This window comes from Symmachiella dynata (assembly GCF_007747995.1).
In the GTDB taxonomy this organism is placed as follows: Bacteria; Planctomycetota; Planctomycetia; order Planctomycetales; family Planctomycetaceae; genus Symmachiella; species Symmachiella dynata.
This window is the reverse complement of record NZ_CP036276.1, coordinates 3528263-3551759: the sequence shown is the minus strand read 5'-3', so window position 1 is coordinate 3551759 and position 23497 is coordinate 3528263. Positions and strand designations below refer to the sequence as shown.

The 23497-nt window shown below is 54.7% G+C and carries 18 protein-coding genes; 8 read left to right on the top strand and 10 right to left on the bottom strand.

Annotated features, from left to right (window positions below; translation table 11 throughout):
* Positions 1-10 precede the first annotated feature (10 nt).
* The 3 genes from Mal52_RS13700 to hpnC form a co-directional block, all read right to left on the bottom strand.
* Positions 11-1960 (bottom strand): FHA domain-containing serine/threonine-protein kinase, encoded by a 1950-nt coding sequence (locus tag Mal52_RS13700; protein ID WP_197533930.1) that lies wholly within the window; start codon positions 1958-1960, stop codon positions 11-13.
* Between the two features lie 525 nt (positions 1961-2485).
* Positions 2486-3400 (bottom strand): phytoene/squalene synthase family protein, encoded by a 915-nt coding sequence (locus Mal52_RS13695; RefSeq protein WP_145376768.1) that lies wholly within the window; start codon positions 3398-3400, stop codon positions 2486-2488.
* 56 nt (positions 3401-3456) lie between these two features.
* The gene (gene hpnC / locus Mal52_RS13690; protein WP_231962656.1) at positions 3457-4389 is read right to left on the bottom strand and encodes a squalene synthase HpnC; all 933 of its coding nucleotides are present in this window, start codon (positions 4387-4389) and stop codon (positions 3457-3459) included.
* A gap of 144 nt (positions 4390-4533) precedes the next feature.
* Here hpnC and der point away from each other — a divergent pair, with 144 nt between their 5' ends.
* The 3 genes from der to lipA all read left to right on the top strand — a co-directional run bounded on the left by der (position 4534) and on the right by lipA (position 7800).
* The gene (der, locus tag Mal52_RS13685) at positions 4534-5925 is read left to right on the top strand and encodes a ribosome biogenesis GTPase Der (protein WP_145376767.1); all 1392 of its coding nucleotides are present in this window, start codon (positions 4534-4536) and stop codon (positions 5923-5925) included.
* 197 nt (positions 5926-6122) lie between these two features.
* Complete coding sequence (locus Mal52_RS13680) at positions 6123-6860, top strand: lipoyl(octanoyl) transferase LipB (RefSeq protein WP_145376766.1); 738 nt, start codon at positions 6123-6125, stop codon at positions 6858-6860.
* Entirely contained in the window at positions 6847-7800 is a 954-nt protein-coding gene (lipA, locus tag Mal52_RS13675; RefSeq protein ID WP_145376765.1) for a lipoyl synthase, read from the top strand. Before Mal52_RS13680 ends, lipA begins: the two co-directional genes overlap by 14 nt.
* A gap of 134 nt (positions 7801-7934) precedes the next feature.
* Here lipA and Mal52_RS13670 read toward each other — a convergent pair whose 3' ends face one another.
* Positions 7935-9134: a DegT/DnrJ/EryC1/StrS family aminotransferase gene (locus Mal52_RS13670; RefSeq protein WP_145376764.1), complete on the bottom strand. Its 1200-nt coding sequence runs from the start codon at positions 9132-9134 to the stop codon at positions 7935-7937.
* Between the two features lie 135 nt (positions 9135-9269).
* On the opposite strand from Mal52_RS13670, the gene Mal52_RS13665 reads away from it, so the two are divergent.
* The 4 genes from Mal52_RS13665 (at position 9270) to Mal52_RS13650 (ending at position 12111) form a co-directional block, all read left to right on the top strand.
* Complete coding sequence (locus Mal52_RS13665) at positions 9270-10376, top strand: GTP-binding protein (protein ID WP_145376763.1); 1107 nt, start codon at positions 9270-9272, stop codon at positions 10374-10376.
* Positions 10377-10519: 143 nt separating this feature from the next.
* Positions 10520-10945, top strand: a complete 426-nt coding sequence (locus tag Mal52_RS13660; protein ID WP_197534896.1) for a hypothetical protein — start codon at positions 10520-10522, stop codon at positions 10943-10945.
* Positions 10946-11034: 89 nt separating this feature from the next.
* Positions 11035-11445, top strand: a complete 411-nt coding sequence (locus Mal52_RS13655) for a hypothetical protein (RefSeq protein WP_145376762.1) — start codon at positions 11035-11037, stop codon at positions 11443-11445.
* Positions 11446-11880: 435 nt separating this feature from the next.
* Positions 11881-12111 (top strand): carbon storage regulator, encoded by a 231-nt coding sequence (locus tag Mal52_RS13650; RefSeq protein WP_145376761.1) that lies wholly within the window; start codon positions 11881-11883, stop codon positions 12109-12111.
* 11 nt (positions 12112-12122) lie between these two features.
* On the opposite strand, the gene Mal52_RS13645 is transcribed toward Mal52_RS13650, so the two are convergent.
* The 5 genes from Mal52_RS13645 to Mal52_RS13625 form a co-directional block, all read right to left on the bottom strand.
* The gene (locus Mal52_RS13645) at positions 12123-14978 is read right to left on the bottom strand and encodes an FAD-dependent oxidoreductase (RefSeq protein WP_145376760.1); all 2856 of its coding nucleotides are present in this window, start codon (positions 14976-14978) and stop codon (positions 12123-12125) included.
* Between the two features lie 54 nt (positions 14979-15032).
* The gene (locus Mal52_RS13640; protein ID WP_145376759.1) at positions 15033-15629 is read right to left on the bottom strand and encodes a hypothetical protein; all 597 of its coding nucleotides are present in this window, start codon (positions 15627-15629) and stop codon (positions 15033-15035) included.
* Positions 15630-15712: 83 nt separating this feature from the next.
* Positions 15713-16315, bottom strand: a complete 603-nt coding sequence (locus Mal52_RS13635) for a metal-dependent hydrolase (protein ID WP_145376758.1) — start codon at positions 16313-16315, stop codon at positions 15713-15715.
* Between the two features lie 390 nt (positions 16316-16705).
* The gene (locus Mal52_RS13630; RefSeq protein ID WP_145376757.1) at positions 16706-18133 is read right to left on the bottom strand and encodes a DUF1501 domain-containing protein; all 1428 of its coding nucleotides are present in this window, start codon (positions 18131-18133) and stop codon (positions 16706-16708) included.
* A gap of 75 nt (positions 18134-18208) precedes the next feature.
* Positions 18209-20392, bottom strand: a complete 2184-nt coding sequence (locus Mal52_RS13625; RefSeq protein ID WP_145376756.1) for a DUF1549 domain-containing protein — start codon at positions 20390-20392, stop codon at positions 18209-18211.
* 457 nt (positions 20393-20849) lie between these two features.
* On the opposite strand from Mal52_RS13625, the gene Mal52_RS13620 reads away from it, so the two are divergent.
* Positions 20850-21611, top strand: a complete 762-nt coding sequence (locus Mal52_RS13620; protein ID WP_145376755.1) for a gamma-glutamyl-gamma-aminobutyrate hydrolase family protein — start codon at positions 20850-20852, stop codon at positions 21609-21611.
* A 267-nt stretch (positions 21612-21878) separates the two neighbouring features.
* Here Mal52_RS13620 and Mal52_RS13615 read toward each other — a convergent pair whose 3' ends face one another.
* Positions 21879-23417 carry a hypothetical protein gene (locus Mal52_RS13615; protein ID WP_145376754.1) on the bottom strand — a complete coding sequence of 513 codons (1539 nt, stop codon included), beginning with the start codon at positions 23415-23417 and terminating at the stop codon, positions 21879-21881.
* Between the last annotated feature and the right edge of the window lie 80 nt (positions 23418-23497).

The following is a 23497-nucleotide window of genomic DNA, read 5'->3' as shown; positions in this document are numbered from 1 at the left end:
ACGTAACGATTTAATCCGCGTGCGAAGGCGTGTCGGCGGTTTCTTGTCCCTGTCGCAATGCTTCGAGCTCTTGCTGCAATTCGCGAATCGTCAACCAATCCCGCAAACGGTCGACGAGGTCGGCGGGGGTTTGGAAACGGTCGACCGGTTTTTTGGCGAGCCCTTTTTCGATGATGGCCATCAACCGTTCGTCGACTCCGGGAATGGGGGGAACCGGGTCCTGTGCATGCATCATCATAATTTTGACAGGATTATCGGCATCAAACGGTGGATGGCCCGCCAACAGGTCGTAGAGTGTGCAAACCAGTCCGTAGATGTCGCTGCGGACATCGGCGGAATGCCCGTCGGCGGCCTGTTCGGGCGCCATGTACCGCGTCGTCCCCAATTGGACACCCGCTTGGGTCATTTGTGCTGTCTGGTTTTCTCCCCATTCGGTTTCCGAATCGGGATCGTCGTCGAGTCGTGCTAATCCTAGATCAAGCAGTTTGGCGGTACCGTCATCGGAAAGCAAAATATTCGACGGTTTAATGTCACGGTGGGTCACACCGTTTCGGTAGGCGAACTGCAACGCCTCGCCGATTTGTATACCGATCGAGACAGCGCGTTCCGGTGCTTGCGCGCCGGATTGTTGCAAGAACTGTTTGAGATTCAGCCCCGGCACATACTCCATGACGATGTAGTTGCCCGACGCCGCGACGTCATACGCTCGCACAATGTTGGGGTGTTGGATCTTATCGTTGATCATTGCTTCTCGGCGAAAGCGGATCAACATCCGCGGCTTTTTGAAGGCGCGGGCCTTGGGAAATTTGATCGCCACGTCGCACGCCATCTGCGGATCGTAGGCGCGATACACCGTTCCCATGCTCCCGTGTCCCAACCGCTCCAACAGACGATAACGCTCGGCCACGATGAGGTGCTGCGCTTTGTCGGCCGAGATTTGTTCCACCTGCCAAGCGGTTAACATACCCCGCTCAACAAGAAGCTTTGCCGTCGCCGCACAACTCAACTCCACGTCCGAGGCGGCTTCGGTAACGATGTTGATTTGCTCGCGCGACAACAATCCCGATTTCACAACAGAATCCACAAAATTGCCCGGAAGAACTGCCGGAACCACGTCAAAGTCCGTGGAGGAACCATTTTGCCCGTCCGGGGGATCCTGGATCGGTTCTCGGATGAATGTCTCGCCCATGGGGAATTCCGTCGACGATCGAAACTCCTCGGTATCGCCTTGCAGGTCCATGTCTGAAGTTGGATCGGAATCGTATTTGACCCGCATGCCAAATTGGCCGACGCGCAACACTTGTCCCGGGCCCAAACAAGCGAAATCGACGGGCCGACCGTCGACATGGGTTCCCCCGCGCCCCAAAAAATCAATCACCCACAAGCCGCCCTGCGTGACCAACAACCCACAATGCACATTCGATATCGTTTCATCTTCCAGACGGATTTTGCATCCCGTTCCACTGCCGACCAATGTGAGCATGCGATTGATCGTCCAGGTCCGACCTATTGTTGAGCGGTTCAGGAACTCCAACTGGACCGGCCCCACGGAGCACATCTTGGCATCAATGGCATCCAGGGGGTTGAAATTATTTGGAAATGGTGAGTTGTCGCCCACGTCGGGCTTCGCCAAGCGGATCTGATAGGGCCCAATCTGCGGTCCGTCGGAAACGGTTAACCAACCGCCGCGTCGCCGTTTGTCTCCCCACAACGTGCCGGACCGACTGTTGAGGTCAACACAAAAAATGCGGCCCCCCACATTTTGCAAATAAGCATGACGAAAGCTGACGTCGGAGTGTTTCAACCGGATCTGACAACGTTCTGATCGGCCGATCAGCGCAAACGCATTTCCCATCTCACACAAAACCGGGTCAGAGGATCCAGCTTCGGTGATGGCTAACTGCAGCGGCACAGTTGAAAGTACCGACTGCTTAAGTAGTTGGGCACGGTTGTCGTTCATGACCCCAGAAGATAAATCGAAGAAGGGAATTCGAATTGATCGGCACGGGCATGCGTCGTCGTCAGGAACGACCGGTAGGAATCTGTCTTGAAGGCGACCAACAAACAACTGTCGCAAGTCCTGTCCCATGACTCGCCGCTGTTTCGCAACAGATTCCAGTCCCCTGACAGACTCAAATCCGCGCTCAAATTGGTCGAAAACTGGTGGCCCAACAGTCCTCTTCCAGTTTGACGGCACGATTGCCCCAAAGTCAATGAGATCTAGCAGTTAACTTCGCAGAACCAGGGTTAACCAGGAGGCATTGAGCCAGCAAGCCGCTTATCTTCACAATTGATCAAAGAACCGCCTAACAAAGCTCTCTGAACACTAGGGTTTCACCCTACGAAATTCCTTCCCCAGCAAGGTTCCCAGAACATCTGAGGACCAAAAGGAAGAAATAGCGGTCCCACTGGAGTGAAGGCAGTCGGCGATCCCGGAATGAGATCGGTGGCGCGTCACTCTGGGAAGAGCGGCTGCGAAGGTTGACTATCGCTGCGTCAAGCGTCGCCATTGATGCCGCAGGACGGCCGAACCGGCGATGGCCAGTTTGCGTGATGTACTGACCCGCGCTCGCTGGGTGAAGATATCGTAGTCGCGGTGCTCGATTTCGTCTAACAAGCCCCCGTAGATCCGCAGCATCGCATCCAAGATTGGTTGGCCGACTGGTTCGAGGTAATCATACAACCGACGACCGGCGCTGTAATACTCCCGCGCGCGGGAGACTTGAAATTGCATCAACGCGCGGAATCGTTCGTCACGCCGTTGGTGTTGGATGTCCGCCAGAGAATAGTCGAATCGCTCCAGGTCTTCTTGCGGTAAATAGACACGGTCCATTTGCGCATCTTCCTTGATGTCCCGCACGATGTTTGTCAATTGCAGCGCTAGTCCGCACTCGATCGCCGCTGCGGGTGCGCGGTCGTCATGGAATCCCCAAATATGAATGCAACACAACCCGACTACACCAGCAACGTGATAACAATAGTGGGAGAGGTCTTCAAAGGTAGCGAATTCCACGGTGCCCAGATCCATTTCCACACCGTCAATCGCAGCGAACAAGTATTCACGCGGGATCTGAAAACGTTCGACAGCATCGTACAATGCGGGCAAGGAGAGATGTGTTGCCGGTCCCCCCTCTAAAGCGACAATCACCGCGTCGCGCCATTCTTGCAATGCAATTTTCCGTTGGGAAAGCGAGACGGAAGTGTCATCACCGATGTCGTCGCAAATCCGCATGAAGGCATAGAGTGCGCACATCGCCTGATAGTGCACAGTGGGAAGTGTGAGGAACGAGACATAGAAATTCTTCGCCGCTCGTTTGGCGAGCGTGCGGCAATAGGCGTGCGACTCCGCCAAGGAGGCGCTTGGAGCATCGCTTGTCAGTTTGTCGATGGACGCTTGCATGAAAGTGAAGGCCTATAACATTGCCGCCGATTGAGACATGGGGTTTGATTTTGACCTTAGCGGCCCAGTCTCGCAACCCGTCTCCCAAATGCCCGCCACACACATCCGGCCAACAGCCCAATAAACTCATGCTTGCGAACTTTCGGTCGAGTTTCCCAAACCCTGTAATCAATCCGTTCTACGTGATCCAAAATCTTTAACCCGCCGCGAATAAACAATTCGATATCCATTTGCAGACGGCCGGGCAGGGCGGGGACCAGTGGGAAACCCGCGGTTAAAAAATCACGGGCGCGATCCACCTCAAAAGCCATCAGTTTCAAAAACGCTGGATTCGTCACACGGTTCCGCAAATCATCACGGCTATATCCGAATCGGTCACAATCTTCAATCGGTAAATATACGCGATCAATATCGAGATCGCGGGCAACGTCCTGCCAGAAATTGGCCAATTGCAAGCCGGTACAAACTGAGTCGGACCACGCCACGTTTTGCTCGTTGTAGCTGCGACATAGATATAACACCAGTCGCCCCACCGGATCGGCGCTGCGACGGCAATAGTCGCGGAGATCGTCGAAGGTCGCGTATTCGTGCACATTTTGATCCTGCCGAAAGGCGGACAGCAGGTTTTCAAACGGCTCGGCTGGGATGTCAAACTCCTGAATTGTCTCAGCCAGAGCGACAAAAACCGGGTGCGTCGCACTCCCGGCATAACAATTCCGCAGCTCCCCCAGCCACCAATCGAGCAGTTCCAGCGACCGTGCGGTCTCGTCGATTTCGTCCGCTAGGTCATCCGACCACCGGCAATACGCATAGACATTGTAAAAATGCTGGTGCAAATTACGGGGCAGTAGCCAACTGACGACCGGAAAGTTTTCGTAGTGCGTGGTCGCCAAATCGCGGCAATATTTCTGCCCGGCTTTGAGCGAAACCATGCCGTGTGCTGAGCCACCGGGGCCCCAAATCGCTAAATCGGCCGCAAAATCTGCCAATGTTCGTGGTCCTACTGTGATTTATGGGATTCCTTGGGTTCCAGGCGCAGCCTGGGGGAACCAGTGGATTATGTACGCCTGTGCCCCTACAATACTCCGTTTGACTGAAAACATCACCAAAGAGGAAGTGAAAGTTACGCGACGATGGGTGTTCCGAAAGTGGCCATTGTGGGTCGGCCCAATGTGGGAAAGAGTTCGCTGTTGAATTGGTTGGCCGGAAAACGGATCTCAGTTGTGGATCCGATGTCGGGAGTCACCCGCGATCGCGTTACGTACTTGATGCACGAAGGGGACCGTTATTTCGAATTAGTCGATACTGGTGGAATCGGGATCGTCGACTTAGATGACCTCTCGGCTGATATCGACCACCAGATCCAGGTCGGTATTGAAGAGGCAGCAGTAATCCTGTTTGTTGTCGACGGAAAAACGGGTGTCACAAAACTCGACATCGACGTTGCCGAGCGGCTCCGCAAACTGGAAAAGCCGATGTTGATGGTCATCAACAAATGCGATTCTCCCAAACTGGATGAAGACATCGCGGAATATTACCGCCTGACCAGTGCGCCGGTTGTCTGCACGAGCGTTAAAAGTGGGCGTAATCTCGACGGCTTGTTGGCCAAAGTGTTGGAGATGTTGCCGTCGGAAGATGAAATCGAGCAAGATGAAGGCGCCCTGTTGTCGGCAACGCCGGAATTGAAGTTGGCGATCGTTGGGCGTCGCAATGTCGGCAAAAGCACCTTCATTAACGTCTTGGCCGAAACCGACCGGATGATCGTCAGCGAAGTCGCCGGGACAACGCGCGACAGCGTGGATATTCATTTTCAATTGGACGAAAAGTCCTTCATTGCCATCGACACCCCCGGAGTTCGCAAGAAGAAGAGTCTCGCCGGAAGCGTGGAATGGTACGGCTTGACCCGCGCCAAACGGAGTGTCCGCCGCGCGAATGTGGTCTTGATGTTTTTTAATGCCATCGACACAATTTCCCGCGTCGACAAACAGCTGGTGGACGAAATCGCCACGCACCATAAACCGTGCATTTTTGTCGTCAACAAATGGGACTTGGCTGGTGATATGACCACTGAAAAGTGGACGGAATACCTTTTCCATCAGTTCGCCTCGATGCGTCACGTGCCCATCGCGTTTATCACCGCCGAGCAGCAGCGCAACGTGAAAAAGCTGATCAACTTGGCCCAGACGATTCACAAACAAGCTTGCATTCGCGTCTCGACATCGAAAGTCAACACGGTCGTCCGCGCAGCGATCGAAAACAACCCGCCGCCGCATCGTAAGAACCGGCGGCCGAAAATCTTCTACGGCACGCAAGTCTCAACCGAACCGCCGACAATCGTGCTGAAGTGTAACGATCCCAAACTGTTCGACCCGAGTTGGAAGCGGTACCTGTTGGGCGTACTTCGCGAGCAACTTCCCTTCCAAGAGGTTCCCATCCGACTCTATATGCGTTCGCGGCTCAAACGCGAGGATGGGATGGATACCAGTCTGGAAGACCAAGCGGAATCGGTCGACGTGTCGGAATAGCCAACCGGGACCGTTTGCTCGCCTCATTGGCGATCAGCTTTTCTTGATGTGATACGGGCCGCACATTGAGAGCATTTCGAGCGTTTGTTAAAATAGAATTCGACAAAAAACACAGCATTGCGATACGACGGACAATCACCACGTCACAGCATCGTAATACCTTATGACTTTACTCTTAAAAGACCTCGGTTCTTCTGATGAATACGTCTCCTGCAAACCGTCCAGCGACCGTCGATGCTTCGCTGGAGGTGCATCTGTTGGGGACGGTCGATTTTGATGCGGCGTTGTTTCTGCAAGAACGGTTGGTCTACGAGTTGAGCGGTCGGGAAGATGCCCAAGGGGCCTTGTTGATTTGCGAACACCCGCCGCTGATCACCGTGGGGCGTGAAGGCAGCCGGGCACACCTGGATTGCACAGATGAAGAACTACGAGCGCGGATGCTCGACATCCGTTGGTTGAATCGCGGTGGCGGTTGTCTGGTTCACGTACCGGGGCAATTGGCGATTTATCCCATTTTGCCTTTAGCGCGTCTGGGCTTGGGATTAACGGCCTACCGCAGCACCTTAGAGAACGCCGTGATTGACGCCTGCCGCGAACAACGCGTCGTCGCTCAGCGCGATGCAGACCAACCCGGAGTATTTTGCCGGACCGGGCAACTCGCCCACGTCGGTTTAGCGGTCAAATCATGGTTTAGCTACCATGGATTATTTTTGAATGTCTCCCCCATCCTGTCGTGGTCGAAACTCGTTCAAGCCGGCGACAATGCGCCGCCGATCACCTCTTTACAACGTGAACGAAATGCCCCCATTTCCGTCGGCAGCGTGCGAGAAAGCCTGATTCGGCATTTGTCGGCCCGTTGGGGATATGAACAGCATCACGTTTACACCGGACACCACCTGCTGCGGCGGACTAGGAAAGCCAATGTCTACGCTTGAAATACTCAACGACGTCCCTCAACCCAAACCGCGCCGCCGTCTGCCCTCTTGGCTCAAACGGCCGATGCCGCAGCCGGAAATGTTGTTCACGTCGAATCTGATTGAAGAATTTCAATTGGAGACCGTCTGCGAAAGCGCCAAATGCCCCAACCGCACCGAGTGTTGGGCACAGAAGACGGCGACGTTCATGATTTTAGGAAACGTCTGCACCCGTCCGTGTGGATTTTGTTCCGTCCCCAAAGGCAAAACCGAAGCGCTGCAAGCCGATGAACCACACCGTGTGGCCGAAGCAGCTGCCCGGCTGGGGCTGAAACATGTGGTCATCACTTCAGTCACCCGCGACGATTTGCCCGATGGCGGAGCGGAGCATTTCTTTGAATGCATTCATGCGGTCCGCAACCGCACCGGAGCAGCCGTCGAGGTCTTAACCCCCGACTTCCGCGGCAACCGCGCTTCGATTTCGCGAGTCATCGAAGCAGCGCCCGATGTGTTCAATCACAACACCGAAACGGTTCCCCGTCTCTACGACCGCGTCCGCCGCAACGCCGTCTATCGCGGCACGTTGGATCTGCTCAAGCAGGTCAAAGACGAAGCGCCCACGATGCAGACCAAAAGTGGATTGATGTTGGGACTGGGCGAGACCACTGAGGAATTGCTGGACGTGTTCGCCGACTTGCGTTCGGTCGACTGCGACATGCTCACCCTGGGACAATACCTGCAACCCACACGGGACCACTTGCCGGTCGAGCGTTACGTTCCGCCCGAAGAATTCGATGAACTCGGCGAGATGGCTCGCGGCATGGGCTTCAAGATGGTCGCCAGCGGCCCCTTCGTCCGCTCCAGCTACCACGCCGGAGAAATGGCAGACGGCGCAGCCGCCGCGGCAAACGCCGTTGCGTCAAATGCCGCTTTGCCCGTGCTACCGCACGAATCGACGTAGTCCGCTCCCGTTGGTCGCTGCGCTGTTTCATTACGGTATCCGGGAGGGCGAGGCTCCGTCCGAGCCGCGCGCGACCGGGATGCGTCAACAGGCAAAACGAATTCTCCGTTTTACGCCTAATGTACCGATGCGGCTCAGCGGGAGCTTCGCCCTCCCGGAGACTCGAACTGTTCAGGGTGCGTTTTTAAGGCGGAGGCGTGTGTTTTCACTTTGTGGACCGCTCGGGCGATTTCTTCGATGTCTGCTGTTGTGCCCAACAGCACGGGATGATGCAGTGTTAGCATGCACTCGTGTGCGGTATTGGCCGTTTGTAGATCACCGACGGCGCGGTAGCGGCGGGCGCTGTGGATTTTGTGTAAGGCTTCGAAACCGGGATCGAACGCAATCCCCTCGGCGCGCATTGCCTGCGAAAATCGCTCCCGCGAGAGCCCGTCGAACTCTTCGGGATGATACCAAAATCCCAACTTGTAATATCCCGGCTCGCAATCGGCGACCGCGTTTTGCAGCGGCACCAGTCCCGGGAAATCTGCTAGCAGTTGACACAAAGTTGCGACATTGACGGCCCGTGCCGCATTTGCGGTATCGAGATGCTCCAGTTGCGGAATCAACGCCGCCGCCTGCAGTTCCGACAACGGGTAGGCGAGATTGCCGCGCTGATTGTACAACGTGATCCGCTGCACAATATCGGAGCGAGAAGTCACCAGGGCTCCACCACGGCCGGCCGTTAAGGTTTTGCTGCCGCCGAAGCTGAAGACGCCGACGTCGCCCCAACTTCCCGCCCAGGCTCCTTCGATTCGTGCACCGGGCATTTGGCAGGCATCTTCGATCACGCTCATGTTGTGCGCACGGGCAAACTCCATCACCTCTCGCATCGGGACCATTCCGCCATGTAGGTGTGAGACGATGATGGCCTTGGTCGCGTCGCTGATTGCGGCGGACAATAAAGTCGGATCGAGATTTCCACTGAGTGGATCAACATCGACCAAGACCGGTGTGGCCCCCACGATCAACACGTCTTGATAGTTGCCCTTAAAATCATATGCCGCCAGAATCACCTCGTCGCCGGCTCCGACTTTGAGACCGCGGAGCGCTAATTCGATAGCAGCGGTTCCGCTACAGGTGAGCACCGCATGCTCTCGTTGTTGGTAGTCCGACAACTGCTTCGACAATTTTTCCACATGCGGCCCGTGGTACTTGCCCCAGGAACCATCCTCAACAGCACCGATGATGGCCTCAGCAACGCCGGGGATATCCGTCGGCCATAACGGCGGTCCCTGTGGGCGAATAGGCGTGCCACCCAACAATGCGGGCTGATCGGGATTGTCAGAATTCATAGGACATCCGTTGTGAGGATTGGTTCGAGAGCGGCAACTCTCTAAAATGGTCATTGATCCGGACCTTGTCAATTCGCCTCAACTGGAAACAGACGTTTGAGGCCTCGTTTTAAACTCCTTGAAGAGCATATTGCCATGTCACACCAAATTCGATTCATCATGGTCGGCGGATTTTTGGGCGCTGGAAAAACCACCACGCTTGGTCGCTTGGCAAAGCACTACATGGATCAAGGCAAAACGGTCGGCATTGTAACGAACGATCAAGCGACGGATCTGGTCGACACGAATACGCTCCGCTCCCAAGGCTATTCCGTTGGCGAAGTCGCCGGGGCCTGCTTTTGTTGTAACTTTGACGAGTTGATGGGAACCATTGAGCGGTTGGGCACCGAAGAGGTTCCGGATGTGATCTTGGCAGAACCGGTCGGGAGTTGTACCGATCTGGTGGCAACGGTGATTCAGCCGATCAAACGGATCTACGAGGCTCAGTTCAGCATCGCCCCGTATGCGGTAATCCTCAAACCGAGCCACGGCCGTCGGATTTTGCGTAACGAACAACGCGCCGGTTTTTCGCCAAAAGCGGCTTATATTTTGAAAAAGCAACTCGAAGAAGCGGACGCGATTATTGTCAACCGGATTGACGAACTGTCCGACGATGCGGTGAATGAGTTGGCGGAGTTGGTTTCGACACACCATCCCGGGATCCCCTTACTCCGCCTGTCCGCGAAGACCGGCGACGGCTTTGAGGGCCTGGTTCAGTTTTTGGAACAAGACGGCGATTTTGGTCGCCGGGTCTTGGACATCGACTACGATATTTATGCCGATGGAGAAGCGGAACTCGGCTGGCTGAACAGCAGTCTGCGGATGACTTCGGAAACGGAGTTTTCTTTGGATGAAGTGTTGCTGGACATCGTGAACACCCTGCGAGATTCACTGGCTGACGCTGAAGCAGAGACCGCCCACCTGAAAACCATCGGCCTGTGGGAAGGCTTCTTTGGAGTTGCCAACCTGATCAGTAGTGAAGACCAGCCGGAGTTGTCGTTGCCGTCGAACTGCCAAGTCAAGGAGGTCGATTTGATCATCAATGCCCGTGTCGCCTGCGATCCGGTCATCTTGGAAGAGCATGTGAAACAGGCGGTCGCCGATGTATGCCAGCGGCATGCGACGACAGCTGAATTTCGTCAAACACAAAGCTTCCGCCCCGGCCGTCCGGTCCCCACGCATCGTTACGATTCGGGCGAGTAACGGCCATTTCCAACGCTCGGTGCCGAATCGTCGGCATTTTGGGTTAAGTCGGCGGTTTCTCCACGGTTGATTCGGCAGGACACAACGTCCACCGATGCTTCGGCAATCGAATCAACGTCAACCACTTGTTGGGGGAATCGCTCATGACGACTATGGTATGGACTTACGCGGCGTACTTGGCGGTCTGTGGTGGCATTACGATCTGGGTGGCCCAAACGCTGCGCAAAAATGGGACCGTCTATGTCACTGACGGAAGAAATCACCGCACCGAATTGGCCAATGCGATCAGCTACTTGCTAACGGTCGGATTCTACCTGATCAATTTCGGCTTCATCTGTTTGGCGCTCAAACATGGCGCGCAGGTCACCGACACGCAATCGGCCATTGAATTATTGAGCACGAAAATTGGCAGTGTCTTGCTGGCCTTGGGGTGCATGCATTTCATCATCCTGATCGTTTTCACCGGTATTCGAAAAAACAACCGGTCTAGCACAGAGCCGATTTTCGAAAATCGCTATGGCGAACCACTCAGCAATCCCACTGCGGTCCGCCAAGAACGACCGAATTGATGAGGGAACATCCAACCCCGGCGTCGCGCCCGCCGGGGTTATCGGGCATTTTTCGCGTTTCACCAAGGTATGCCCCGGGGAGACTCGACATGATTATGCTTTGGAGCCACATTTGCTATTTGACGTTTAGCGTTCTGATCACGGTACTCGTCGGACAGACGCTGTACAAACATGGTCGGCTGTTTTTGATCGACATCTTTGCCGGCAATATCCCTACCGCTGATGCAGTGAATCGCCTGCTGCGGGCGGGTTATTATTTGACGAATATCGCGCTGGTCAGCTTAGGCATTCGTTACGGCGGTGAGGCGGACACGCTGCAATCGTTCGTCGAGTTGTTTACCTACAAAGTCGGGTGGGTGATGTTGATTTTAGGGGGGATGCATTTCTTCAATCTCATCGTCCTGTTCTCCATCCGCTGGCCCGACAAAGCGACAGCTACACTGGAATCGCTGGCCTGCGGAGTGGAAACCCCAGCGAATTGCCGCCCGCATGGTTCCTAAGGAGCTGCTGTTTGCTTGCTGACGCAGGCTGAAAAAAGACCACACTGTTTGTTCAGCATACGTTGGCTATTGCAGCCTCGGGACCCTCGATAGGTATCGTAATTCCCCTCTAAATAAGAGGTGAGCGCGCCCTTTTGCAAACTTTACAACCCGAGCTTGACAACCGTCAAAGATCGGATAAATTACCCCTCCTACCGCTTGAGCGGCTTATGGGATGCGCGCGGTGAACGCTTCGCAACATCCCCCAACAACCTGCCGTAATTCCGCCAAGCTTCCCACCGACTTGATTCCTCCCCCTTGACGTTGCAGCTACCGCTATGGATCGACTTGCGCTGTTTTTGCGTGGGAGGCTTGGCGTTTCTTCTTGCGAATGACCCGGCCACCATTGTGCGCCGGACAATTGGAATGGCAACTTTTTAGTCAAGGAGGGGTAAAATGCTTGTACTATCGCGGAAAAAGAATGAGAGCATCGTCATCAATGGTTGCATCCGTGTGACGGTCGTCGACACGGGAAACAACACGGTCAGAATCGGAATCGATGCGCCACGGGATGTTGAGATCTTGCGAAGCGAATTGCTGACGACTGAAAACGTCGCTCCGCAAAAACCGCTCGCGGTCACTGCGCCCGTCACACACCTTGAGGGCCTGTGCGATTTCGCAATCTAGTCGGCCGACGATTATTCCAAAGGTGTTGTTGCCGACATGATCGTCACGGCGTTCAGACAGGTATTGAGTTTGGGGTTTTCTGTTCCCATCTCGATCGTCAAACGCCCGTCGGTGACTTTGGCTGTCACGCTGGCTGTGTGAAATCGCCCGAGAGCCGTATCAACTTTGTTCACGGCCGGCATGCCTTCGACGGACAATTGCTGTCCGGGCTGCGCATGCCCGCTGTCTCCCACTGTAACGCTGACGCGGTAGGTGCCGTTTGGCAGCGCGCATTCCCAAACAGCGGTTTTCCGGGTGAATAAGAACGAATCCTTGACCGGATCGGGATGTTGATGTCGGTGGCGATGGTTGGCGGAAATGTCTGTCCTCCAGCCGAAACCCCGTTCCCCATCAAACGCAAGTCCAGAGTCATTGTGATAGCCTGGAACCTGCTTGGCGCCGCGCCCGGTGAAATTGAAGCGCCGAATCGAAAGTCCATCGACCGCTAAACGGTCCGGCAATCCGTTGCCCGTGTCATCCGCATCGATTCGATCAGGCAAGCCGTCGTTGTCGCGATCGAACGGCAACGGGTCGTTGAGGTCTTCGGTGCCATCATTGTCCGTATCGTGTCCTGGCTGCAGATAGTTCGCCGTGGCCTCATGCATTCCATGCGGACGTGCTTGGATCGCCCCCCACACTGCCTGTGCTAATAGAGCGCGGGTAAGAGGCGTTGCCGGATCGGTTGAGGCGTCCGTGACGGTCCAATTTAATTTTCCAGCAATCGAGCGGAGGAACTCCCAGGTTGCAGGCTGATCCGGGTGAAATTGTTTTTTGCCGTCGATTAGCTTCCAGCGCTGCAGTGACTCAATTGCCGCATAATCAGGATCGAAGATGTCCACATCGCTGAATGCCGGCCGATCAGTATTGGTGGAGTAATCGAAATCTGGAAATTGCCCCGTGCTCAAAGCGGCGCGCGCGATTGTCCGGGCCAGTTCGCGGCGCGTGACGACTCGGTCCGGTTCAAAGTCCTGCAGTCCCTGTTCGCCCGGCAGGATCATGCGAATGGCCAATTGGTTGGCGGCTGCGAAATGTTCTGCCTCGACCGGCAGGTCGTGATAGGGCCACAACAGCACACCGGGCGGGGTTTGTCCTGTTTTCGGGTCGCTGGAGGGTGAAACAAGTTGCGTTTGCAATTCGCGAATGCGTTTCCAATCGGCGGCGACTTCGCGGGGAGGAACACCCTCGCGCAATGACATCGCCGCCAAGGCTCCGGTCGCTTGTCCGGCCAGCATGCCATGCCCGTGTAATCGTACGGCCGAACTGACGATACTGGTATACCCCAGGTTTTTTCCCGCCACCAACAGTCCGTCCATTTGTTTTGGAACAAGGCTTCGCAGCGGAAACCCACTACGGTCGGTGTGCGTGCCCCAATTGCGGTAACTGGAATGAATATGCGCCCACGGTCCGCTGGGATCGTCGTCTAAGAAAATTCGCTTTGTCGGATGAAAGTCGATGTTGAATTGAAAGCCGAAGAGATTGTCGGGCACCATTACGGTCGCCCAGGATTGCATGCCGTCGATGTCACGAATGTCCTGTTCGCGAAGCACGTAGAGCGCATCCAGTCGCAAACCTTCGCGGACGTACGGCTTTAAGGGCATTTTGTCCGGCGTCCCGAACTCGTCGGTCAATTCCATATCACGAAAGCTAACCGCCTGTGACGGGTCTTTTTCATGCACCGTGGTTTGCAGGTGATACAACATGCCCAGCGCGTGCAATTTGGCATCCGCAAAGACCAATCGCCGCTGCGCAGGGGTCATGTCGACGAGGTTTTTCTCCGAGGCCCCCGGTTCGGTCGCTTCGAGTTGCTCGCGCAAATAGGCGGGAAAATTATAGGTCGGATAATCCTGCAGCGGCCAATTTACCAGGATGGATTCGCTGCCAGCTTGAAGCTCATTGTGTCGGCGATCCACCAAGCGGCGGTGTGTATAGACCGACGGCTGTTCTCCATACGGGCCGTTCGCCATCGTGCTCTCCTTCCAGGCCGGAACACGTGGCGACATCGTCCCCCGCGGCCAACCCAGCTCTTGAAACTCTTCCTTGGTGGCTACGGTCGTTCCATAATATCGCCGCTCATCGTAATGATGCGGCTGGGGAATCACTGTGGGAGTGTCCGTTTCGCGGAGGATCATGCAATAGGTAATCGGATTGAGTTCGTTGGGGCGGACGGCGGTCTGGTTTTCCGGCGCGCCTGGCTCGTCAAACGCCGATTTCAAATCGGGCCCGCGCATGTACGCCGCCCCACTGAGCCGGACGACATCACCCCAGTCGGAGGCATCGACGGTTAATTTTGCCCGAACGGTGAGTGGTTGTTGGCCGGGTTGTGTGGAGACAAATTCAACACCCCTCACGACTCCGTCGGCGACTGTGACTTGCAGTGGTTCATAGTTGCCGAATATCTGCAGCGGACCGCCGCTCGATTGCAAATACGGAGCGACGAGACGGCGAAACAAGCGTTCCGTGTCCCGCGGTTCACAGGTCGTCCAAGAACAAAAGCCGTTCCCCGGTCGCGGCAAGCCGTATTTTTGCTGCATGTCGGCTTCGATGGCATTCATGATTTCTAAAAACAATCCGCTGCGAGGAAACGGTTCCCGCTTCCCCTTGTAGATCGTCCATTCATCGACCGCCCCCAAACCCTCGGCCGTAAATTGTCCTCCCAGCCAGTCGATGTCGTTCACCAACACAATCCGCCGCACTCCCGACCGCGCCGCTTGCACAGCCACGGCGACGGCCGATTCAGAACCACCCACGACCAGCAAATCGGTTTCCACCGTTTGCGGCGCTGCTGCGGGGGCAAGAAGGATTGCCGTGAGAAGGATTGAGGTGTGCATGCGTAGGATTTCCAAATGAGTCGTTATTGAGGACTGTTCATGACGACGGCTATTTTATCGAACTTCACCAGCTTGCAGTCCGGCCCCGTTACGCAAATTATGGATAAACTTGCGTGGTTTTTTCACACCGGTCATGAACATCTGATTTAGATAAATCGTTTGACCGGCGACATCGACGATCGTGACATCCCAAAATGAGTCGCTGAAACTTTCGGTTAACAAATCATCGCGTGCCTCTGCGTCTTCGGAGCGTGTCAATACATGCAAAGGACCGTAGCCAACAGCATTGCTGCGGCCAGCCTGGATGTTAATGATGTCGTGCCAGACAATTTCGACCAACGCACGGCCTTTCGTGTATCGCAGTCCCCCTTTGTGGAATTCCAAGCGCTGTCGATAATTGATCACGGAATAGAGAATCGTCCCGATCAGGAACAACAGTGCGAGTGCGATCGCAATTCCCGTAACGAGTGTGTTGTTCACCAGAAATGCCGCGAAGGCCACACACAGCACGCCAATAATGAATCCCAATCCGATCACCAAAAAGCAGCTGCCGACCGCTGGGCGATAGACCTTGAGCAATTTCCCCAGCGGATCCTGTTCCGCAGAGGCCTTACGTTTCGAATTGGCGACGGACCGTCGTTTGCGGGCCATGCAAAAAACTCCTGAGCACTCGAAGGTTCGTGATGCGAAGAAATGGATGGGCGGCAGTTTATCCTACAGAATTCTTCCAGCCCTCACCACCACCCAAAGCCCGGCGTTCCTTCGGGGATGTCGTACATCCAACCGCCGGTGATAAATTTCCAGACCCCCGTCGGCGGGGGTGTCGCGAACCGCAGGAGGACGTAACTGGTAAAAAGCGACAGCGTGACTGTCGCAATCAGTCGTCCGCGCTGCGGCCATTTCCACAAACAGATCGCCGCCGTTAACCACATCGCCAAGACGATCAGGTCTAGGTATTCCAGAATCTCCCATTTGATCGCCCAGTCATTGAGCGGCCAAAGCGGTTTGACGGCGAACCAGTACAGGCAATCGGTGACCGCATGCGCCGTGGCGGCTATCATGCACCAGAAAAAGAGATACCCCCAAGGGCGCAGCCCAAGCACCCAACGTCCCAGGCCAGAAACGACAGCAGCGAGCAGGGCCAGGGCGAACACATTATGCCCCAGGGCATGGTGCAGCGTCCAAAAATGCTCATCCCCAAACAGTTTGGCAACGGTATCGAAGTCCGGAGAAATCCCCGCCAATGCCACCACCAGCGTGCCCCGCCAACCGAACCGTTGTTGCACTCCAAATTGCGCCAGCATCACGGAACAGATCGCGTGTTCGGGGAGAGTCATTGGGTGTTTTTTCACGCGGAGGGATTGAGGACGAGATATGGGGAGAGGCTGTAGACCTTAGACTTTAGGCTTTAGAAATCATTGCGGATCGCTTTTCTGAGTTAGTCCGCCTTTTCATTTTCCGTGCGACTTACAATGTGAGGCTTTGTTTCTAGAGCGCAGATTGTTGTCGAAATCAAATCTTGTGCTTCGTATTGATTCCTACAATTTCCAGTCTCTTGGCATGGATCACTGTGTGCGACGGCAAGCCGTCGGTTTGGGGATTTGTATTTCGACGCCCTTAAATCTGTGTTTCATCCGTGTTCCATCTGTGGCTAAAATTCATCGTCAACAAGATAGCGACGTAGCTGCTCCGTGTCCTCCGTGTCTCCGTGGTGAATCTTCTCGCAATCACCCCAACAGGTCCGTCACCGGTTGGCCGTGGCCGTCTTTGGTGACAAAGAAGGGGCGTTGTTCGACGGTTGCTTTATGTTGTGGGGAGATGCCCAGGGCGCGGTAGATCGTCGCGTGCAGGTCTGTGACCGAGACCGGGTTTTCGATGGTTGTGCAGGGGCGTTCGTCGGCGGTTTTGCCGTACAGAAATCCTTGCTTCACGCCGCCGCCAAACATCAACACGCTGCTGGCGCCGGTGAAATGGCGGTGCATGCCGTAGAATTTGAGCTCTTCAATCGTGTCAGGCTGCGCGACTTGGCCGCCGACCGGTTTGTCCGGTTTGCCCTCGACCAGCATGTCACGACTGAATTCGCTGGCGAGGACAATCAACGTGCTATCGAGCAGACCCCGTTGTTCAAGATCTTGGACCAATTGCGCGATCGGTGCATCGATTGATTTTTTCATATCGACCAATCGCGTATGGCCGTTGTCATGCGTGTCCCAACCGAAAAAGGGAATGTATTCGGTGGTGACTTCGATAAACCGCGCGCCTTGTTCAATCAACCGCCGCGCTAGCAAGCACCCCAAACCGAATCGGCCGGTGTTGTAACGCGCGTAGGTTTCCTTCGGCTCCAAGGACAAATCAAACGCCTGTGCTGCCGGGGAATCGAGCAGTTTATAGGCATTGTCCAACGAGCGCAGCAACGACTCGCGTTGGTAGTCGCTGCCGTGCCGGGCAACGGGGCTTTGCTCCAGCATTTTTCGATACGTCTGATAGCGGTTTCGAAATCGTTTGATACTCATCCCAGCCGGCGGGCGAACGGTTTCGATTGCCTGCGTTGGTTCGGGGACGCGAAACGGGCCGAACTCGCTTCCCAGAATCCCGGCTGTCTGAAACGCCTTCAGTTCCTCCGCCTCGCCGTTCCCTTCGTATCGCTGACCGATGTCGATGAACGCCGGGACGGCGGGGTTCTTGGGGCCTAGAGCCGAGGCAATCCAAGCCCCAATGTGCGGCGCCGCCACGGTCAGCGGCGGTTCGTAGCCGGTGTGCCAATGATATTGGTGCCGCGAATGCAAAATTTTGCCCAGATCGGCCAGATAGTGTGAGCGCAACAGCGTCCCACGGTCCATCACCGACGCGATGTTTTCCAGTCCCTCGGAAATCTTGATATCGTCCACCGCGGTATCAATGGCGGGGAATGTGCTGAGCACTTCGTTGGCGGGTAGGCCTTTGCGAAACGGCGTGTAGCGTTTGGGGTCAAACGTTTCGGTATGCGCCATTCCGCCCCCCATCCAAAGCACAATTACCGCATCGGCCTTGGCGGTCGGCGTGTCGCCTTGGGCGCCAGCGGAGAACGTCGGTTCGCCCGCGGCAAGCGCTGCCAATGTCGCAGCGGAAGCCGTTTTGAGGAAGTCGCGGCGGTTGGGGAGATCATTTATAAACATGGTCTTCACTCACAGATTTGTAGGGCTGGTTGTACCGGCCGTAATTCGCGTTTCTCACCGACAACAGCAGTTACATTATTCAATCAACTGAAACTCGGGTAGCATCACCACCACCCATAGCAAATCTTGTACGCTCTCGACCGACGGCTTTTCGCCGACCAGTGCGCGAGCCAAGGCAGCTTCGTCCGCGGTCGGTGCTCGGCCGAGGGCTTGTGTGTAGATTCCCTTGATGATCGCAACGCTGTTCGCCTCCGACTGCATCAGCCAGTTCTCGGCTCCTTGCTTTAATACGGCATCCAGCGTGCCGCCGTTGGTCAGTTCCAAGGCCTGTAGCGTAGTGGCGATAGATTGACGGCGGGTGACGACTTGTTCGCGGTTCGAGCGGCCTAGCGCGCGTGTCAAAGCGTCGTCCATGACCATCGCAGCACGAACCTGGCTGTCGCTGATGATCAATGCAGCTAGCAACGGCACACGAATGTTCCACGGACCGCCATCGATGTCGGCCAATTCGACTGCCGGTTTCCAATCTTGGGCATCAAATTCGACGGTCTCCCATTTGTCCGGCGACTGCGTGCTCCACAACCACGAATCATCCGTTTCGATGACAACGTTTTCCCCGTCGGCCATCTGGATATCAGCTGACAATAAAAAACCGGCTGAGTTGGAGGACTCTTCGGGCTGCTTGTCTTTGTCGGCGGAATTGACGGCTGCCACGGCGAACACATTTTGTCCCGACCGTAAATGGGGCTGAATGTCCACAACCGTCGGCTTCTGCCAATTCTCTCCACGGGCGATTTGCTTGCCATTGACGTACAGCGTGAAGGAATTATCGCCGGCGGCAATCACGCGCGCTGTTTGGGGAGCGGCTTGCAAAGTAAACTCCCGCCGCAAGAACAACGATCCGCCGATGGTCCCTTGCGCTGCCTGGGCGTCGTTCCAAATCCAACGCGCAGTGGCCGGGGTTTGGTCTCGCCGTCTCTCCGCCAAGACAAGAGCCACGTCGGTCAATTGCCCTCCCTGTCCGCGACCGTCCCGCTGGACCATGGCAGGTTCCACAGGCTGCCAGACGCTGGTCAGCGATGAAATTGCATCGAGAAACTGTTCCCCCGACATGCGTTTCACCAACGGCCCGCGAAAGGTGTAGCTTGTTTCTTCAGGATCGGGGAAACCGACCGAGGGGAGTTGATAGGCCCGCGATGTACAAATCAACTCCAGCGTGTGCTGCAGGTCGTAATCGTGCTGCGCCAAGTCGGCGGCTAGCCAATCCAACAGGTCGGCGTGCCAAGGTGGCAAATCCATTTCATCCACCGGTTCGACCAGTCCGCGTCCCATCAGGATCGCCCAGAGTCGATTCACAATCGTCCGCGTTAAACGTCCGTTTTGCGGGCTGGTCATGATGTCGGCGAGTTGTTGAATCCGCTCGTCGCGCGGCGCCGTTCCGTCGATCTTGCCCAGTTGCGGAAAGATAAACTTGACCGTGGCAAACTCGCCGTTGGGTTTGTTGCATTCAAATGTTTCTAGCGGCTCGTCGGCGAAGACGTTGGCTAAACCGTAGGCGTCGTCGAGGGTCCAGGTGTCGATAAAACTGTCGTGGCAACTGGCGCACTTGATGTTGGTTCCCAGAAAGACTTGTGAAATCGTCTGCGCTGCTTGCATCTCTCGCCGCTGACTGGCATTGACCGTGCCCCGCCAAATGATTCCCTTGATGAACCCTGCGGAGCCGTCGACCGGGCTGATCAACTCGTGGACGAATTGGTCATACGGTTTGTTGTCATACAGTGCGGCAAACAGCCACCCGGTAATTTGCCGCCGGCCGTCATCAATAAATCCGGTGCCGCGAAACGCGTTGCGCAGCGCATCGTTCCAAAACGTCAACCAATGTTCCGCATACGCGCGACGGTCAGCCAAAAGCTTGCGCACCAACCGCCGTCGCTTATCGGGATGCGAATCGGCAACGAATGCTTGCAACTCCGTCGGCGTCGGTAACAATCCCACCAGATCTTCATGCACGCGCCGCGCAAAGACCTCGTCGCTAACAAGGCGCTCGACGTCAATCTTCTCTGCTGCGTACGTCGTTTGCAAAAAGCGATCGATAGGGTTGGTGAGAGTCGATCCCTTTTCAAGGGACGGCAACTCCGGGCGGCGCGGCGCTACGGGGTTGGCCTCGTCGTCGCCCAGTGCGGGTGCGAGGAGTCGGGTCGAGATGACGATCGAACAGGCGCAAATAACGGCAAGCTGACCGCGTCTAGGAGTGTGCATCGTGTGTTGGATCACCAGCTGGATTTGAGATACAAGTTATTTGCGAGGCTGGCCTTGATTTTACCATGCGGGATGCGTGATATTCCATGCCGCAACAGCAACTTGTGCGACAACGGGTTGGTGCGGCTACCAGATGTGGTGAGACAAGTGCAATTTTCCACAAAATCGGCCATTCGCTTTACAACGCGATTTTCATTGGCTAACATCCCCTCCGCAGTCAAAGGATTGGCTGCACGACAACATTGGAAGGATGGATCCTTGCAAAACTCAGATGTAATCTCGTCGCTTGACGGCAGAATCGGCAACTCAGAATCCGCCGAATTCTCTGCCGCTTTTTTTACGCCCTGTGCCCTCAGCCGGCCTCTCGCAGTGGCGCTGCCCCTACTCGTTTCTCGACGCACATGATGTGCGCGCACCACCCCTAAAGGTGTGTTTCTAATCAGGGAGGAAAACTTAGATGTCCAAGAAACCGACGATCGCGTTCAATGGTGACTTTCGCCCCGCACGCAAAGATGTGAATCCGCTCTCGTGGTTCAACACCGGCTACTACGACTCGATCACGGCCGCCGGCGGATTGCCCATGCCGCTGCCGCCCTTTGCCGATGATGCGGACCTGAACCAATTTCTCGACAATGTCGACGGCCTGGTCTTGGCCGGCTGCACGCAAGACATGAATCCGCAACGACTCGGCATGGAACCGCATCCGACCACCCGCGCCATGCCCGCCCGCCGCGAAGACTTTGACCGCCGTTTGTGCAAAATCGCCTACGAACGCCGTATTCCGGTCTTGGCCATCGGCCTGGGTATGCAGATGTTGAACGTCGTTTGCGGCGGCACGATCTATCAACACATTTCCGAAGCCTACCCCCGTCCGCTGCACCATTTCGATCCGGTCGAGAAGAACCTGCGTCACATTATCGAGATCGTTCCCGAAACACGGATGGACGAAATCTACGGCCCGGGCGAAATCCGCATCAACAGTTCGCACCACCAATCGGTCGACCAACTGGCGACCCCGTTCCGCGTGAGCGCCACCGCCCCCGACGGCGTGATCGAAGCGTACGAATCGATCCTGGACGACTGGTACTGCCTCGGCGTGCAATGGCACCCCGAAAGCGAAACCTCATCGGCCCTGGACATGCAAGTCTTCCAACACTTCCTGCAAGCCTGCACAGCCGTGGAACAACCGATGATCCTACAACTGCGCCACGCTGCGTAGGGATTCTGCGAACGGTGACATGAGAAAAGGCGGTCGAACTAAATGTTCGGCCGCCTTTTTTTGTTGGGTGCGTCGCGACGCACCTTTCTGCATAGGACGAAACGCATTGGGTATTAACCAACGCCGGGTGGCCCCAAAAGATTCTGCTTTCGGAGCGGCGCTAGCCGTGGGAGTCTTTGGTGTTAAAGCAAGAGTTTCCACTTGCGGTGTTGCCGACTTTTTCTTTCCAGATAATCCAAAGCAGTGCCTACAGATCCCATCCCCTATCTATTCTTGCCCCTGTGTCATATTTTGAAATATATCGTCGAAGACCTTGTTCTTAATAAGTAGAATCGCTGATACTGGCTCCTCAAGTAAGACGGCATTTAGTTCGTTCCGTGTAGAGCGAAAGAACATATTCCTGCGATCGCCATTTATGAAAATGTGAAATGACAATACAAATGTGTTTACATCCACTTGTGATGCATTCAGTTTTTCAAAAAGTCCATACGCATATCGGCAGACCTCATTGTGGATCTTTACGATGTTACTATCAGAGATATGAACATGGACATTGAACCACGCCTCCGGCTCCTTTTTCTCATCAAGGATATTGAGGCTTATAGTGCCGTCTAAAAACTCCTTCTTTTCATTCTCGTTTAACTCATTAACACCATGGTTAATCAGATACTTCCGCAAGAGTTTCTTTTCAGATTGGTAGTCAATTTCTATTTCACTATTCTTGTCTCCTGCAAGATCGCTTTCGTATTCAATTTTCAAGATTTCAAAGAAATTCGGGATAAAACGGACAGTAACAATCAGACAGTACATAAAAACCAGCATAGTTGAGTAAAAAAAAGCTTTCGGCGTAAAGCCAAATCCACCACTTTCTTTAGCAGCAATCACCATCGGATACACAATAAGAATCAATGCCACGGATATTTGAAAACCGATCTGTAAGAAACCAAGGTTCTTAATATATCGAAAATAGCGTCGACACGGTCCATAATTGGAAGGGACATATTTCTTCGAATTCAGCGTATGGATGTATCCTAGTTGTTTTAAATAGTCTAGACGTGTTTTCAAAAACGAAATACAAAATATGTAATACGCAATGTTAAGAAGCATCGTTGCGCCAGAGAAATATGCAACACCTACTGAAATTAATGTCAAATAAGAAAGCGTTACCAACAAGTTTCCCCCAAAGTGGACATAATGTTCCAAAAACATATTCCGCGAGACCGTGAAAGATGAGAATCCACTTTGGAGTACGTAAAGCAGCGCGGCAAATGCGAGTCCGAACAGAACGCCTGCCACCGAGATCATAGTCTTGAAGTAGTCCGTGTAATCATTTATCCCAGGTGGATTCATTAACTCAAAACGCGATTGAGAACTCTCGTGAAGTATCTTATATTTCGTTTGTGGAGGCCGCACAGTAAATGAGGCCATACCTCGATCCGATTGCTCTGTAGTTACATTATTTTTTTTATCAATTTCGCGAGTGTTATTTTCACGATGCGAAGCCTTCTTCCTGTGATCATCGCTAGGATGTAGTTCTTCTTTTTTTTCGTTATCAATACCGGGCTGAGTAATTGGGTTAACACGTTTATCACCAAAACGTTGCTTTGACTGGACGTTATTATCCTTAGCAGCTCCTGTTGCTATTGGTTTTGAGCCATCCTCGGTTGAAAGTGATTGAGCTACGCTATCCGCCGGATTTACAAACGCAACCATGCCGACGACAGCCACAATTCTAGCGAAAAAGACGACAATCCAAGATGACCACTCGGCATACTTGTAATTCATAAATATCGGCGAACGTCGCATGTAGGCTCCCTTTCTGCGTTGCCTATGTTGTTGAGACTTTGGTCTGCTAGAAAGATAATTATTGATAAAGCAGGTCCCGC